Consider the following 15,795-nt stretch of genomic DNA (forward strand, 5'->3'; position numbering starts at 1 on the left):
AAAAAACAAAAATTTCACAAAAAGAAAATGTTTGGAGTCAATCTTCCAAAGTTTCTTTTGTTTCATAACCTGTTTCAATAATGAAATGGCTTCCATACTCTCTAATTTTATAAGGAAGATTCACCCAAATATTTTGAATACTTTGGTGTTCTGGAATTTGGCACAGGATTAAAAAAGGTTTGTTTGTCGAAAGGCAAAATTGGTATAAATCTTCCAACATTTCTTTCATACGAGTTGGAGTTTCCGACCAATACGTGTAAGGTGGGTCCAAATAAAAAATATAAGCTAACTCATCCCCCAATTCCCATTTTAACGCATGTTTTGTGGCATCTTTTCGAAACAATTGTACATTTGATAAACCACGAAACAAGGAATGCAAATTACGAAATCTAGTTTGGTCTAACTCATAGGTGAGAAGTCTTTTTACAGACAAACTATAAGCTTCAGCAGAGATCTGACCGCTACCTGCGAAATAATCACAAAACAAAACCGAATCAAATCCAATTCCCCAAGATAACAACTTAGAATCCATCAATGAGAAAATTGCTTTTTTCACAAGGCTATTGGTAAAATTTAAATGCCCTGAAACATCGGGTGGCGTAGGAATTTCTTTTCCTTTCCATTTGCCATGAGAAATCCGTAGACCTTTCATTTATTTTCCAACCGATTTCATTTCTTCTAACTGTGACAAAATATGTTTGGATGGAGCATTGGATTCAATTTCCGTAAAAATCTTTTTTGCCTCGGCTTCATTTTTTAAATCCATAAGGCCTAACCCATACAATAGGAGTGCATCATTGTATTTGGGACTTTGTTTGCCGTACTTTTGAAATTCTTTTCCCCATTCCACTAGTAAGTCGGATTCACCAAACACAAGTGCTCTTTCCATAAACAAATAAATTGCGTTCCAGTAATGTGGCGATACTCTAAAGTTAGGTGATACTTCTTTACCTACTTTGGATTTGAGATTTGACCAATTTTCTTCTGTTGAAACATAGAGAAAAAAAATCCGAGGATCTTTTTCAGATTCGGCTCCATTTAGGTATTGGAGCGATTGTTTGGAAACAAGAGAATAATTACCTTTTTTGAATTCTGCATACAATGTCGAAAATCCTGAAGTTTCGCTCCATAAAATAGTTGGAACGACCAAAAGACAAAAAAGAGAATTGGTATAAGTCAAATTATAGTTCGGTAATATTGGCAGATCCACACATTGGGCAGATCAATTCCCATGAGTCGAGGTATTCATCTTCACCTTCCGCTTCCCACCGATGGTCACAGTCCTCACATGCATACGTTACAACGTCTTCGTTTAGGCTCTCAGCATCGAATTCGTCATCATCTAAAAAGTCATCTTCCATACCCTTCTCACTAAATCACAAAGAAAAAGCCGTGTCAAGTGGGGAGGGCAAAAAAAAATGGGATCAAACGATGGCGATTTACTCCCGGTACGAACCACATAGAAAGAAGAAATCAAAGGCACCGCTATTTTTATTGGTTTTAGCGCTAGGCCTTTCCGCTTTAGGGTTTACCTATAGAAAAGAAATTTATTTTCTTTTTGCCAAAGACCAAAGTGTCAGGGCAGAAAAAACCAAAGAAAAAACGATCGAACTTTGGAAATCAGGGAATCTTAAAGAAAAAGACATCGAGGACTTCCAATCCATTGCCACCACGTATTCAGAAAAAGACCCTACTGATCCAATTGCCTTCCATTTGATCGCTCGAAGTTTGTATTGGAATCTAAATCGTTTGGGGATCCAATTCGATCATGACAGTTTAATCTTACATTTAGGTTCTTCTTTCCGTGAATTTATTGGAAGTTCAGTTCTCGCCGAATCAACATTAGATTCTATTTTTTGGAATGCACGTACAGCTGAAGCATACTCTTCATCACAATTCTCCGATTGGGAAAACAATCGAGTGTTGTTATTTTTAGGAGAAACTCACAGAGGAGTCAAAAGACCACAAGTGCTCGTGGGTGAATATGGGAATTTAGACCGATCCAAGTTATCTTTAGAGCTCCAATCCGTTTATATATGGCTTCTCACTTTTAATACGATGCTTGCAGGAGATGCAGCTGGCTTAGATCATTTGATAACCATTACAAAAGATCCAAATTATAAAATTGGGATCCACTTTTCGCCAAGAGAAGAAAACTTTTTACGTGGTCTTGGTAAGTATTATAAAAAAGATTATGTAGGAGCTTTGTCATTACTCAGACAAGCCAAAACCAATAATCCCGATCGTATCACTGAAACTTCCATTATCACCGAAGCCACGATCTTTCACTTACAAAACTTATCTCAAAAAGGGATTGATCTCTTAGAAGAATTTTATCTATCCAATGGAAAGAAAAATACCGACATACCAATTCTTATCACAAAGTTTATGAAAGAAAAACCAGGCCTCAAAACCAAATTGGATCTAACGTTGGATAAAAAAGAATGAAATTCTATTTATTTATTTCTCAAATTCTACCGAACATCGGCAGAAAAATCAAATGGTTCAAAACTGTTTTTCAACAACTTGGTTCTAAAAAAAGTTTCCTTTGGATTCCATTGAGTATTGGATTGAGTTTCAATTGTGGTCTCTTTTACAAAGGAGTTCCCAAACCTGGAGAATTTTGTTATGTATTATCCAAACCTCCAGAATGTTTGTTTGTAGACTTTGAATCAAAAAAATTATTGTGGGAAGGTGTAGAGTATTCCCTGGATGAAAAACTTCGAATGGATTATTTTTTCCATAAAAACGAAGATTTGTACGAACTCACCGTCTCTACGGTCAATCGAGTAGAAATCAAAAATTTATCAAAATCTAACTTCAATCAGTTTTATATGAGGAAAAAAGAGAAATTTACTGAGATACAAAAAGGAAATTCAAATGATGAAACAAAGCATTGAAGATATCCAAAAAGAAATTATCTCTGAGTTTTCTGAACTCACTGATTGGGAAGAAAAATTCCAATACCTAATTGAGTTAGGTGAAGAATTACCATCGTTTCCTGATGAAAAAAGAACAGATGAGTATTTGGTACCAGGTTGCCAATCACGTGTGTGGGTTGCACCAAAGTTAAGTGAAGGAAAATTAGAATTTGATGCTGATAGTGATACAGCGCTGACAAAAGGACTTATCGCAATTCTCATACGAGTGTTTTCAGGACAAAGTCCAGAAGATATAGCGAATGCCTCACTCGGTTTTATAGAAGAGGTTGGTCTATCAAAGTTTTTATCGATCTCTAGACGAAATGGACTCTTTTCTATGGTACAAAAACTAAAGGGGTACGCAGAAAAAGTATAACACTCTTCTTTTTTCCTTTCCAAACCATTTGAATCTGCTTAGAATTTTCATTCGAATCATCGTTAGGAATTCTATGAAACAAATTCTAATTTTCATTTTAGTTCTTTTTACATTACAATGCGGAAAGGATCTTTCTCCTTTTGGAGGAGAACCAAATGTCACTCCCTTACCCAATCGTTTAAAACCAGAATGGCCAAATCCTGATTGGAAAGTCGTAACACCTGAATCTGTGGGAGTTAAATCCGAGAAACTCAATTTAGTTGAAGAGTATGCATTCACTCGTACAGGAGATGAAACGGATCGAAAAGGGCGGAGAACCGATGCTCTAGTGATCCTTCGGAATGGAAAACTCATTTATGAAAAGTATGCGCGAAATTTCAAAGAAGATAAAGTCCACTTAACTTGGTCTGTGTCCAAAAGTATTTTACAAACTATGTATGGAATCGCTGTAAAACAAGGACTTATCAAGTTAGATGATCCAGGTTATTATCATTACGAACCACTCAGCCGTGATGAAGCTCATAAAAAAATTACAATTCGCCATTTGTTAAATATGTCTTCGGGTCTTGCAGCAGAAGAAGGTTATGAAAGTGGGCCTTTGAAGTCTTCCGTGATCGCTATGTTGTATACAAGGGGTAGAAAGGATATGGGAAGTTTTTGTGCAGACCTACCACTCCGAGCAGAACCTGGAACACAAGTATACTACTCAAGTTGTGATACTAATATCTTATCTGCGATCTTAAAAAAAGTTTATGGAGCGGAAGAGTACGACAAACTCCCATTCGAAAAAATCTTCAAACCATTAGGGATTACAAACGTAACATTTGAACGAGATGGATCAGGGACTTATGTAGGTTCATCATATCTTTATATGACAGCAAGAGACCTTGCTAAAATTGGATATTTATACTTAAATGATGGTGTTTGGAATGGCGAAAGGTTATTACCAGAAGGTTGGGTGGCATTCACAAGGACTCCAGCCCCAGGATACAAAACTACTCCCTATTCTGATGATTTATCCCAAGACAACTATACTGCTCATTGGTATGCCAATACAGGAGTTCCCAACCGAGGGATTCATGAGCCATGGCCAGATGCACCTCATGATACATTTGCAGCAATTGGTCATTGGGGACAAATGTTGTATGTCATACCCAGTTTAGATCTCATCGTAGTACGGTTTGGTGATGATCGTGAAAAAGCTTTTATAAAAAATGATTTTTTAAAATTAATTAAGGAATCGGTGATTCGGTAATCTTATGAAACGTAAAATCTCAGTGATTCTCGCTTTGTTATTTTTGTTCGTTATGTTTTGGGCACAATGGAACTGGAAACATCTTTCCAGTTTTCCATCGATCATTTCCAGTTTTTATTCAAAAGAATATTGCAGTTGTTATTTTGTGGTGGAGTTATCAGAAGAACAGTGCCATGATTTTGCGAGGCAATGGGTTCCTATCAGCGAATTCAAATTAGACAAAGAAAATCGTTCTGTGACGGTGAAAGGACTTGGTCGAACCAATACTGCCAAATTCCAATCGAAAACGTATGGTTGCACTTTATTAAATGAGTGAATCCAATTAACGGTAGTATCGTATCCCTGGAAAAATAAAATTTATGCCAAAGATTAACCCTTTGGCTTTCACCTCTTCCGGTACAGGACCAAAGTTTTGACCTCGGATGGAATCAAGGCAAGCTTGGTCGACTACCACTTGTCCTTGTGAAGAAACTAAACGTACATCCAAAACTTGGCCTTGTTCGCTGAGCATAAACAATACTTTGGTTTCCCCTTCTTTGATCCCTTCTCTTGCCACAACACCCGCCATATCACGGTAGGCATAGTTCCCTCCACCAGGTGGAGCAAAGGATTCTTCAATCCGCTTCAACATATTCTTAAAATAATAATAACCAGCAAGTTGTTTGGTCGGGATAGTTAATGCCTTTGCACCATCCCAGCGAAACAAAAAATCTTGTTGGAACCGATAGTTAAAAGGAATTTTGGTCATCTGACCAGCGCTAGCTGACTGATTAGGACTTTCCTGTGCATTTGAATTGGTTTTTGGATCTGCTTTAAAAATTCCAAACTCAAAAATGTCATCTTCTTTCGTTTGTTCTGCTTTAGGTTGCATTTTACTTGGTGTAGATGCAGCACTTCCCATAATGAATTCTCGAAATTGAGTCAGTGTGTGAAATCCTTGTTTTTCTGTGATTCCGCCACCGCCCGCCGAATCTTTGTTAGATAATGCTTTGTATTCATCTTTTTTGTCTGGATTAATGAACTGTTGTTCGACGAGTACTTCGTATATTTTTTCTTGTTCTTTCGGGCCGAGGTTTTCGATTGATTGTTCTTCTGCCCACATCTTCCATAACATATTCCGAGTGATGAGATGAGCCAAAAAAAAGGAAGAGATTAAGATGACAAATGTGAAGGCGAAGAAGAGACGTTTTTCCCCTTCTTCTTTTTCGGGTAATCGGAAATCAAAAGAGAGTGGGGCCATTTTCACGATTTTCTCCCGTATTTCCAGTATAGGGAAGCCCCAAATGTTCGTAAGCTTTTTTCGTAGCCACTCGGCCTTGGGGAGTGCGGTCGATGAGACCAACACGCACTAGGAATGGCTCATATGTGTCTTCGATGGTTCGTTCTTCTTCGCCAAGTACGACAGCAATTGGTTTGATTCCAACTGGTCCACCACCATAACGCGAAATGAGGATATCTAATATTTGCCTGTCTACGGCATCAAGTCCCAAATGGTCCACACCCATTCGATCAAAAGCATACCGACAGGTTTTCAAACTAACAGACGTTTCGTTGTTGACCTCTGCAAAATCACGCACACGTTTTAATAGATGGTTTGCAATCCTTGGAGTTTTTCGACTCCGTTTACCAACTTCCATGGCAACCCCTTCTCCCAAGTCCACACCAAGTAATTTTGCCGAACGTTCCACAATGATTTGCATCTCTTCATCCGTATAAAAATCAAGTTTGAGGTGGATGCCAAATCTGGATTTGAGTGGATCACTGACAAGACCCGACCTGGTGGTCGCGCCGACTAATGTGAATGGTTGGAGTTGGATTTGTAATGCGTTTGCAGTGACACCTTCTCCTACCACAAGGTCCACAAAAAAGTTTTCCATTGCAGGGTATAAGAGTTCTTCCTGTTTTTTGATGAAACCATGGATTTCATCGATGAAGAGGACTTCATTTGTTTTGAGTAAAGTGAGAAACCGGACCAAATCCGCTCCCTTCGAAATCGCTGGAGCAGAAGTGGGAGTAAAAGCGACTGCTAACTCGTTGGCAATGATATTGGCAAGTGTGGTTTTCCCAAGTCCAGGAGGACCAGAAATGAGTACATGGTCAAGTGTGCTTTTTCGTTTGCGTGCCGCTTCGACATATACCGATAGATTGGCTAATACCTCTTTTTGTCCAATGAACTCAGACAGTTTTGTGGGGCGAAGGTTTGGTTCTTCTTCGCCCGCTTGCATCCAATCTTCTCGTAAACTCACCTCAATTGGGTTTCTTCTCTGGAGTGATGGACGTCAAGATTTCATTTTTATTTCGGATGATTTTTAGTTCGACTCGTTTGCCAATTTTGGAATTTACAATCAAACCAACGAGTTCATCCGGCGTTCGGATTGGTTTTCCATCAAATTCAATGATCACATCCATAAGTTGTAAACCTGCTTTGTTGGCAGGAGAACCTTTGTAGATTTGGTGGACCACTGCTCCTTGGTTGTTTTTCAATCCAAATTGTGCGATATCACGATCTGTGATGTAATCAACACCAGCACCAATCCAAGCTCTTGCGACAACTCCATTCACTTTCAATTCTTCTACCACTCGCCGCGCTTCATTGATGGGAATGGCAAAACCAATTCCATCCGAACCACCCGATTGGCTCACAATCATTCGGTTGATACCAATGACTTCCCCTCTGATATTGAGAAGTGGTCCTCCACTATTCCCTTGGTTGATGGCAGCATCTGTTTGGATATACGCAAGACCAGACCGGTCGAGACCTCCCCTTTGGATGGCGGAGACAACTCCAACGGTAAAAGATTGTTCGAGTCCAAGTGGAGCTCCGATGGCAATCGCCCAGTTCCCCACTCTGACTTTACTGGAATCACCGATCAAACTAGGAACAAGGGTCCCCTTTGGCGCGCTGATCTTTAATAAGGCAATGTCTGCCGTGGGATCCGAACCAATGAGTTTTGCTTCGTATTCACTTTTATTTTTTAACTTCACTGTAAACTTATCCATGTTTTGTACAACATGGTGGTTTGTCATAATGTAACCATCTTCGTTTAATACGATGCCTGATCCAAGTCCCGAAAGTTTTTGTTGTCGAGACCCCTTCCTTTGGTTTTGGGGATTCCCAAAAAAATATTCAAACGGATGTAAAGGTACATTTACTGTCCCTTCTGTGGCAATTGAAACCACACTCGGGGAAACTTTATCAAACACTTCTTGGAACGCATCTTCTAAGGCAACAGCTTGCGTTTGTGCAGGTGATAATTTTTCACCACCATCTGCTTTGAGTTGCAGTGGGTTTTCCGAAGAATTTCCGCATGTGAGGATGGGAGACAAAAATGTCCCGAGTAATAAAAAGCTAAATGCGACGGCTAAGTATCGTAATGGATTCGTTTTTTTCTCAGTCATAGACAATGAATACTCTCTCCTATTATATAAGACCCTAGAAACAGAGGGAAAGTTCCCATTTCTTGGGATCGATTTTTTATAAAAAAACTTGAACAAATTGTAACAAACAAATCAAGTTTTAGTATGGCAACTAAGGTTTTGATTCCCCTCTGTCCAGGATTTGAAGAAATGGAAGCCATCATTCTCATTGATGTTTTGCGGCGTGGGAATGTGCAAGTTGTCTCGGCAAGCAAATCAAAAGAACCGATCATTGCCTCTCGGAACACGATCCATTTAAGTGATACAATTTTCTCTGAAATCAATCCAAACGAATTCGATGCAATTGTTTTGCCAGGTGGACTCAATGGAACAAAGAACTTGATGGCAGAAACAGAAATCGAATTCTTCTTACAATCGTTTCACACTTCAAAAAAAACCATCGCCGCCATCTGTGCGGCTCCAGCTGTTCTCCGAAAATTTGGAATCATTTCAGGAAAGATTCCCTATACTGCATTTCCCTCCTCCGATGATTTGGCAAATGGAGCTGGTGGAACTTACACAGGAAAACGAATTGAATCCTACCACCATATCCACACAAGTGTTGGTCCAGGCTCTGCGTTTGAATTTGCTTTGTATCTTTTAGAGTTGTTTGAAGGAAAAGAAGTAATGGAAAAAGTGAAACAAGGTCTACAGTTACCTCATTCAGAATGAGAATTTCTTTCGTTGATAAGAGATTGGACCGCCTTTTCCTCTGATTCAAATACTTCTAAGTGGCTTTCCATACCTGTCATTTTAAACACCTTGGCAACAGATCCATGTACACTACATACCTTTAGATTGCCATGGTATTTTTTAAGTTTGTACATGGCAGTCACAAGAGTACCAATTCCAGAACTATCCATAAAGGGAACCTTTTCCAAATTGACAACGATGTCGTATTGGTGTTTGCGCATTTTGTCATCCAAAATGTCTTTCAATTCTTTTGCATTGTACAAATCGACTTCACCTTCAATGGTGATGACTACTACCTGATTGGAAGACGTTTCGTGAATGACCATTTGATTTAAATTTGTACCTTAAAAAGAAATGAAAAGGAAAAAAATTACATTCTAAAGACACCGAAAGGTTTTCTTTCTTCTTTCCTTCTACTTAGGATTGATAATGCCCTTCCTAAAACTTTACGTGTATCCGCTGGATCTATGATTCCATCATCCCAAAGCCTTGCCGAACTATACACTGCAGATGACTTTTTTTCATAATCTTCTAAAATTGGTTTTTTGAAAGTAATTTCTTCCTCTGCTTGGATGGACTCTCCTTGGGCTTCTTTTTGGTCTTTTTTCACAGTCCATAAAACATTGGCAGCTTGTTCCCCTCCCATCACGGAGATACGAGCATTTGGCCACATCCATAAAAATTCTGGTGCAAATGCGCGGCCACACATACCATAATTACCAGCTCCATATGATCCACCAGTAACAATTGTTAACTTAGGAACCGTAGTGGTTGATACTGCATTTACCATCTTTGCACCATCTCGCGCAATTCCATTATTTTCGTATTTTTTTCCTACCATAAATCCAGTGATATTTTGTAGGAAAAGAAGTGGAATCCTTCGTTGGTCGCAGAGTTCAATAAAGTGTGTTGCTTTAAGAGCAGATTCTGAAAACAAAACTCCATGGTTTGCAATGATTCCAACAGGATATCCATAAATTTCTGCAAAACCAGTGACAATCGTAGTGGCATATAGTTTTTTGAATTCATGAAACCTGGATCCATCCACTAATCTTGCGATGATTTCTCTTGGATCATAAGACTTACGAGAATCTCTTTCGATGATTCCATAAATTTCTTCTGTGGGATACAAAGGATCTTCAGTTTCTTTTGGAAGAGTGTGGTTTTTTGTATTTAAATTTTTGATAATGGATCTTGTAATCTCGAGTGCATGGTAATCATCTTCAGCGTAATGATCTGTTACTCCTGAAATACGACAATGAACGTCCGCACCACCTAACTCTTCACCTGTGACAACTTCACCTGTTGCAGCTTTTACAAGTGGTGGTCCACCTAAAAAAATCGTTCCATTTCCCTTTACAATTACCGATTCATCAGACATTGCAGGGATGTAAGCTCCACCAGCAGTGCACGATCCCATAACAACCGCTATCTGAGAGATTCCTTTAGCACTCATCCTGGCTTGGTTATAAAAGATTCTACCAAAATGGTCTTTGTCTGGAAATACTTCGTCTTGCATTGGCAAAAACGCCCCACCTGAATCGACTAAGTAAATACAAGGTAAGGAATTGTTTTCGGCAATCTCTTGCGCACGAACGTGTTTTTTGACAGTGAGTGGATAATAAGTACCACCTTTGACAGTTGCGTCGTTGGCAACAATCATACAGTCGACTCCTTCCACTTTTCCAATGCCTGTGATGATCCCAGCTGATGGAACTGGATCAGGATAAACTCCTTCCGCTGCAAGACCACATATTTCCATAAACTCAGTATTTGCATCGATTAGTTCCGCAATACGTTCTCTTGCAGTGAGTTTTTCTCTTGCTTTATGTTTCTCAAGAGCCTTTTTCCCGCCACCTAACTTTACTTGCTCGATGATTTTGCGAATGGGGACAAGTGTTTCTAAATAAGCAGTACGATTCTGAATAAATTCGGAAGACAAAGGGTTAATTTTTGAAATTAGTCTTTCCATATTAGTCCTTATTTTGTTTAGCAAAATGGAATGTTTTAGTTTTTTTGTGAGAAAAACTATCTACAAAATAATGAAGTTTCTCATAAACAACGGTAGGACATTCTTCCATCGCCAAATGTTTACATGGTAAAAAAACAAGACTACTAGTTCTTAATGTTTCTTTCATATATTCTGTTTGTTTAGGAGATATTCGATAATCTTCTTCTCCCAAATAAATTTGTCTTAGGCCAACAAAGTGTTTGGCTCCTTCTTCAATTTCACGCAAAGCATGAGTAGAACGATCTACATTTCGAATAAATTCCAATGTATTTTTGCGATTTTTACCTTCGAATAACAAGTAATACATCGTTTTCTCCCATTCACCTGTGAAGTGATGGGTTTTTTTCACAAGAAACCATTTATAAAAAAATCGAAGCAAAGGAGGTCTGAATAAAAAAGAAAAAAATTCACCAATGATTGGTAAACGTAGGAAATGTAACGGGAAATAATATCTAAATTTTGGTAAGTTCATGAACCCACCAAAAATGGAAAGGGATTTAAATTGATTTGAATGTTCTTTGAAAGCAAAACATAAAATAGGTAATGCGTAATCATATACTACTACATGTACTTTTTTATCTCCAACCACTTTTTCCAAAAATAAAGGAAGGTAATGGGCTTGTAAGCGGTGCGATAAAGGTCCATCAGGTCTTCCACTAAATCCAGTTCCTAAAAAATCAAGAGCTATCACTCTATAGTGTGTTGATAATAACTCAACAAGCTTACGATAATTATATGAAGTTGTTAAAAAACCAGGCAACAAAAGTATGATGTCATCGCCTTTCCCTTCCTCTAAATAAAAGAAACTCATGCCATCGATGACAACAGATTTACCTGAATTAATGTGTGCCTGTAAACTAGGTGTCATGTTTTACTCCGTACACTTCCCATACAGCTTTCTTAAATATAAATCTTCAAATTCGAATAAGTTCATTCCTCTTCGCGCCATAATTTTTTTAGTATCAAATAAGAACTCTTCTAATCTGTATCGGTCGCCTGGTTTAATCCATGTGAAAGCTGGTATATAACCTTGAACCCTTGTTTCTACAATGTTACTAGCAATATCAAAAACTGTGCCAGTATTTGACATTACACCTATAGCAAGTTTTGTGAATGGACCAATGATAGATCCAAATTTGATTGTGCCTGTATTAACAATGGAATCGCCAATTTTAAGTTTCACAATTCCATAATTGTTCTTTAAATCACTTGTGGTAGACAATGCACCCAAATTAACCCAAGTAGATACAAAACTATGTCCTAAAAAACCTTCGTGGTGTTTGTTGGTATAATCTAAAATAATCGAATTTTCAACTTCACCACCGATGCGACATTGGTTTCCAATCAGAGTTCCACCAGTGATTCTTGCATTGTCAATCTGGCTATTTTTTCCAATAAACAAGGGACCTTCTAAAAAACTAAAAGAAGATATTTTCACTCCATCTTCAATGAGAATTGGGCCATGAGTCGTATCAAAAACAACACCTGGATACACAGTTGCCCCTGAATGGATGTATAAGTGTTTGTCTTTTCCTACGATATGAAATCCTGATTGTTTTGCTTTGTACTTTTGGCGAAATCGTTTCCAATCTTTTTCAATATTCAAAGTATCTTCAATGATCGAAGTCACAGTTCCAAGTAATTCCCAAGGCAAAAAAGAATCGGAACTATAAATTGAATCATAATGATCTAATGTTGCGGGGAATACATGAGGGTAACGATTAAAAATTAAAGTTTCAAATTCCTGGTTTGGACCTTTATAATGAATCTTGGAACCAGGATATTTTCTCTCTAACTTTTCAAGTAGTGTCATTCCACCTAAATTCCATTCAAAAAATGAATGAAACCTTGATAGAGGCTCAATTGACGGATTACGTTTAGAATCGTCGAGTAAAAGATTCACAAACTACTCCACAGTAACTGATTTAGCTAAGTTCCGAGGTTGATCCACATTGCATCCCCTAAGAATTGCTATGTGGTAAGATAATAACTGTAAAGGTATCACTGCAAGTAACGGAACTAGTGCATCTGCAGTCTTTGGAATTTGAAATGTAAAATCTGCCATACTTTGGATTTCAGTATCTCCCTCGGTCACTATGGCAATTACTTTACCTTTTCTTGCTTTAACCTCTTGGATATTGGAGATCACTTTTTCATACGAACTATCTTTTGTCGCAATGAAAACAACTGGCATATCCTCATCAATTAGAGCGATAGGTCCATGTTTCATTTCTGCAGCAGGGTAACCCTCAGCATGAATATAAGAAATTTCTTTTAACTTCAATGCACCTTCCAAAGCAACAGGGAAATTAAATCCACGTCCCAAATATAGAAAGTTAGTTGCTCGATAAAAATGTTCGGAAATATTTCGGATCTCTTCATCTTTGGTAAGAATTTTGGCTACTTTATCCGGGATAGAATCGAGTTCTAATAATAAAGTTTGGTAGTCTGATAATGAAATTGTTCCCTTTTTTAAACCTAAGTAAAGAGCCATCATCGTTATGATAGTGACTTGTGAAGTAAATGCTTTGGTAGAAGCCACACCAATTTCAGGTCCTGCATGTAAATATGCACCTGCGTGTGAAGCACGAGCAATGGAAGAACCCACTACGTTACACACACCAAAAATCAAAGCACCTTTTGACTTCGCAAGTTCGATGGCCGCAAGTGTATCTGCAGTTTCACCGGACTGCGAAATTGCAATTACAACATCTCTTTCTGTAACGATAGGATTTCGATAGCGAAATTCGGATGCATATTCTACTTCCGTTGGGATACGAGCGATATCTTCAAATAAATATTCGCCGATTAGACCTGCATGCCATGAAGTTCCACAACCAACAAGTATCAATCGATCAGCATTTAAAAAACGATTTAAATATTGGTCGATACCACTTAAGAACAAATGGTGTTCGCGTGATACCAAACGTCCACGCATCGCATCACGAATAGATTTTGGTTGTTCAAAAATCTCTTTTAACATAAAGTGTGGGTATCCACCTTTCTCTATGTCTTCCAAATCCAATTCTAGTTTTTGAATGAATGGAGTTTTGGTAACGTTCTCCAAATTTTTAACGACTAGGCTACCATCTTTGATGATTGCTATTTCTTGGTCATTAAGGTAAGTTACATTGTTCGTGTATTCGATAATCGGTGTTGCATCAGAGGCAACAAAATATTCGTCTTCACCAATCCCAATTACGAGTGGGGAACCTTTTCTCGCCGCAATCATCGATCTTTCATTATCTTTTGAAAGTACAACTATGGCGTAAGCTCCTACCACTTCGTTCAATGAAAGGCGAACGGCTTCTTCAATCGTACATTTGTTTTGTTTTTTGATTTCTTCAATCAAATGAATGAGAACTTCGGAATCCGTATCGGATTTGAATATGTGTCCATTACTCTCTAATTCTTTTTTAATAGAACTATAGTTCTCAATGATACCATTATGAATAATGGCAAGTTTTCCATCTGAACTTGTATGAGGGTGCGCATTACGATCGTTTGGTTCTCCGTGAGTTGCCCAACGTGTATGTCCAATCCCAAGACTTGCTTCTAATTTTCGATTTCCAATTTCAGTTTCTAAATCGGCAACCTTCCCTTTTTTTTTGACAATCTCCAGACCACCGTTTAACAGTGCAACACCTGCGCTGTCATACCCTCGGTATTCTAATCTTTTTAAACCTTTTATGATAACAGGAAGAGCCTGTCTTTTACCTAGATAACCTACGATTCCACACATTGTTTTACTCTCTTTAAAGTAGATTCCAAATCAGATTGGGATTTTGTTTCTGTTATGACACGAAAGATTGGTTCTGTATTGGAAGGCCTGATATGTATCCAAGAATCGGATACATACATCCACAAACCATCTTTTTCGGAAATGAGTTTGGGCGAAAACTCAGTTTGGAAATTGTGATATAAATTTTCCAAAGACATTCCCTTGGCCAATGGAAAAGATTGTTTGTCCATATATAATTTTGGAAGTCCATCCATCAGTTCGTCGATGGTTTTTCCTGTTTCCGCCATTAGGTTCAGAATATGAGCAATTCCGGAAACTGTATCACGTCCAAAGGATGGAATGTTTGGATCAATCACTCCACCATTTCCTTCTCCACCAAACACGGATTTGGTTCGAATCATTTCCTCAACTACGTTTGCTTCACCCACTTTGCTTCGTATCACTTCTCCACCAAAACGAGAAGCTACTTCTTCGTTCAAAAAACTTGTGGATAAATTGACGACTACTTTCGATTTTTTCTTTGATTCCGAAAGAACGTTCATAAGAGCCAAAGGCAAAGTGTATTCTTCTGAGATAGCTCCACGTTTCGGGGAAAACAAAACCAAACGATCAGCATCTGGATCCAAAGCAAAACCAATATCTGCTTTCGATTTTTTAAAGTATGGTTCGACTTTTTTTAATGCAGAAGCTGTTGGTTCTGGAGGACGTGGAAACGTTCCATCTGGATTACAATTATGCGAGATTACTTTGCAACCTAACATCTGTAAAAACTTAGGGATTACGTAAGAACCAGCGCCACCCACTGCATCAACAAATACTGTAAATTTTTTCTTCTTAATTTTGGAAACGTTGACTCTTTTTAAAACTGATGATAAGTGTAAGTCGATATAATCTTCACCAGAATCAATATAACTTTTAGGAGATATTTGTTCTTTTGTAAAGGACCCAGACTGGAGGATGGAAAGTAATTTCTGATTTTCTTCTGCCGAAAAGAAAAAACCTTTTTTGGAAATAAATTTAAACGCATTCCATTCCATTGGGTTGTGAGAGGCAGAAATCATAATTCCACCGTTTGCTTTGGCTAAGTTGACTACTGCTTTTGTTGTGGGAGTCGGAACGAGTCCCAATGTTAATACAGAACATCCTGAAGCTAACAACGCCGAGGTGAGAAGGGATTCTAAATAAGGACCACTGGGTCTTGAGTCTCGACCAATCACAACCGTTCCCTCATTCATCATGGTTGCAAAGGATTTTGAGAAGGCAAGTGCCTCTTCTAAACCAAATCCTTGTCCAATTTTTCCCCGAACACCGGAGATTGAAATCATGAGAGAGGAAAGATCATACTCTTTTGTGAAATGCATACAATACGATCAAGGCTCT

At 38.3% G+C, this 15,795-nt stretch carries 18 protein-coding genes; 6 read left to right on the forward strand and 12 right to left on the reverse strand.

The window, feature by feature from the left end; all coding sequences use genetic code 11:
• Positions 1 to 37: 37 nt before the first annotated feature.
• Genes EHQ43_RS07895 through EHQ43_RS07905 form a run of 3 tightly spaced genes read right to left on the reverse strand, consistent with a single transcriptional unit; the run spans position 38 to position 1,361 of the window.
• A complete protein-coding gene (locus EHQ43_RS07895) occupies positions 38 to 652 on the reverse strand; it encodes an RsmD family RNA methyltransferase (RefSeq protein WP_135740969.1) in 615 nt (204 codons plus the stop codon).
• Entirely contained in the window at positions 653 to 1,210 is a 558-nt protein-coding gene (locus EHQ43_RS07900) for a tol-pal system YbgF family protein (protein WP_244242702.1), read from the reverse strand.
• Entirely contained in the window at positions 1,182 to 1,361 is a 180-nt protein-coding gene (locus tag EHQ43_RS07905; protein WP_100715752.1) for a hypothetical protein, read from the reverse strand. Before EHQ43_RS07905 ends, EHQ43_RS07900 begins: the two co-directional genes overlap by 29 nt.
• 70 nt (positions 1,362 to 1,431) lie before the next feature.
• Here EHQ43_RS07905 and EHQ43_RS07910 point away from each other — a divergent pair, with 70 nt between their 5' ends.
• The 5 genes from EHQ43_RS07910 to EHQ43_RS07930 all read left to right on the forward strand — a co-directional run bounded on the left by EHQ43_RS07910 (position 1,432) and on the right by EHQ43_RS07930 (position 4,868).
• A complete protein-coding gene (locus EHQ43_RS07910; RefSeq protein ID WP_244242703.1) occupies positions 1,432 to 2,448 on the forward strand; it encodes a hypothetical protein in 1,017 nt (338 codons plus the stop codon).
• A complete protein-coding gene (locus tag EHQ43_RS07915) occupies positions 2,445 to 2,900 on the forward strand; it encodes an LIC12806 family lipoprotein (protein WP_244242704.1) in 456 nt (151 codons plus the stop codon). Before EHQ43_RS07910 ends, EHQ43_RS07915 begins: the two co-directional genes overlap by 4 nt.
• Positions 2,884 to 3,297 (forward strand): SufE family protein, encoded by a 414-nt coding sequence (locus EHQ43_RS07920; protein ID WP_135742394.1) that lies wholly within the window; start codon positions 2,884 to 2,886, stop codon positions 3,295 to 3,297. Before EHQ43_RS07915 ends, EHQ43_RS07920 begins: the two co-directional genes overlap by 17 nt.
• Positions 3,298 to 3,370: 73 nt before the next feature.
• Positions 3,371 to 4,552 carry a serine hydrolase domain-containing protein gene (locus EHQ43_RS07925; protein ID WP_135770648.1) on the forward strand — a complete coding sequence of 394 codons (1,182 nt, stop codon included), beginning with the start codon at positions 3,371 to 3,373 and terminating at the stop codon, positions 4,550 to 4,552.
• Between the two features lie 4 nt (positions 4,553 to 4,556).
• Entirely contained in the window at positions 4,557 to 4,868 is a 312-nt protein-coding gene (locus tag EHQ43_RS07930; protein WP_135740967.1) for a hypothetical protein, read from the forward strand.
• Positions 4,869 to 4,874: 6 nt separating this feature from the next.
• Here the strand turns inward: EHQ43_RS07930 and EHQ43_RS07935 are convergent, their stop codons facing one another.
• Genes EHQ43_RS07935 through EHQ43_RS07945 form a run of 3 tightly spaced genes read right to left on the reverse strand, consistent with a single transcriptional unit; the run spans position 4,875 to position 7,951 of the window.
• Positions 4,875 to 5,792 (reverse strand): TonB family protein, encoded by a 918-nt coding sequence (locus EHQ43_RS07935; RefSeq protein WP_135770650.1) that lies wholly within the window; start codon positions 5,790 to 5,792, stop codon positions 4,875 to 4,877.
• A complete protein-coding gene (ruvB, locus tag EHQ43_RS07940) occupies positions 5,773 to 6,777 on the reverse strand; it encodes a Holliday junction branch migration DNA helicase RuvB (protein ID WP_208730984.1) in 1,005 nt (334 codons plus the stop codon). Before ruvB ends, EHQ43_RS07935 begins: the two co-directional genes overlap by 20 nt.
• A 22-nt stretch (positions 6,778 to 6,799) precedes the next feature.
• On the reverse strand, positions 6,800 to 7,951 hold the full coding sequence (locus tag EHQ43_RS07945) for a S1C family serine protease (protein WP_208730974.1): 1,152 nt from the start codon (positions 7,949 to 7,951) through the stop codon (positions 6,800 to 6,802).
• Between the two features lie 123 nt (positions 7,952 to 8,074).
• Between EHQ43_RS07945 and EHQ43_RS07950 the strand changes: the two genes are divergently transcribed.
• Positions 8,075 to 8,641, forward strand: a complete 567-nt coding sequence (locus EHQ43_RS07950; protein ID WP_135770651.1) for a DJ-1 family glyoxalase III — start codon at positions 8,075 to 8,077, stop codon at positions 8,639 to 8,641.
• Here EHQ43_RS07950 and EHQ43_RS07955 read toward each other — a convergent pair.
• The 6 genes from EHQ43_RS07955 to glmM are packed head-to-tail and all read right to left on the reverse strand — an operon-like array spanning position 8,629 to position 15,776.
• Positions 8,629 to 8,988: an STAS domain-containing protein gene (locus tag EHQ43_RS07955; RefSeq protein WP_135740962.1), complete on the reverse strand. Its 360-nt coding sequence runs from the start codon at positions 8,986 to 8,988 to the stop codon at positions 8,629 to 8,631. The two genes, EHQ43_RS07950 and EHQ43_RS07955, sit on opposite strands and share 13 nt — an antisense overlap.
• Before the next feature lie 44 nt (positions 8,989 to 9,032).
• Positions 9,033 to 10,634, reverse strand: a complete 1,602-nt coding sequence (locus EHQ43_RS07960) for a carboxyl transferase domain-containing protein (RefSeq protein WP_135770653.1) — start codon at positions 10,632 to 10,634, stop codon at positions 9,033 to 9,035.
• A 1-nt stretch (position 10,635) separates the two neighbouring features.
• Positions 10,636 to 11,541, reverse strand: a complete 906-nt coding sequence (locus EHQ43_RS07965) for an alpha/beta fold hydrolase (protein WP_135770655.1) — start codon at positions 11,539 to 11,541, stop codon at positions 10,636 to 10,638.
• A 3-nt stretch (positions 11,542 to 11,544) separates the two neighbouring features.
• Complete coding sequence (locus EHQ43_RS07970; RefSeq protein ID WP_135740959.1) at positions 11,545 to 12,576, reverse strand: GlmU family protein; 1,032 nt, start codon at positions 12,574 to 12,576, stop codon at positions 11,545 to 11,547.
• 3 nt (positions 12,577 to 12,579) lie between these two features.
• On the reverse strand, positions 12,580 to 14,415 hold the full coding sequence (gene glmS / locus EHQ43_RS07975) for a glutamine--fructose-6-phosphate transaminase (isomerizing) (protein ID WP_135770657.1): 1,836 nt from the start codon (positions 14,413 to 14,415) through the stop codon (positions 12,580 to 12,582).
• Positions 14,400 to 15,776, reverse strand: a complete 1,377-nt coding sequence (glmM, locus tag EHQ43_RS07980) for a phosphoglucosamine mutase (RefSeq protein ID WP_135770659.1) — start codon at positions 15,774 to 15,776, stop codon at positions 14,400 to 14,402. The genes glmS and glmM overlap by 16 nt, the downstream gene beginning before the upstream one ends.
• Positions 15,777 to 15,795 lie beyond the last annotated feature (19 nt).

Source organism: Leptospira bouyouniensis, from assembly GCF_004769525.1.
Taxonomy (GTDB): domain Bacteria; phylum Spirochaetota; class Leptospiria; order Leptospirales; family Leptospiraceae; genus Leptospira_A; species Leptospira_A bouyouniensis.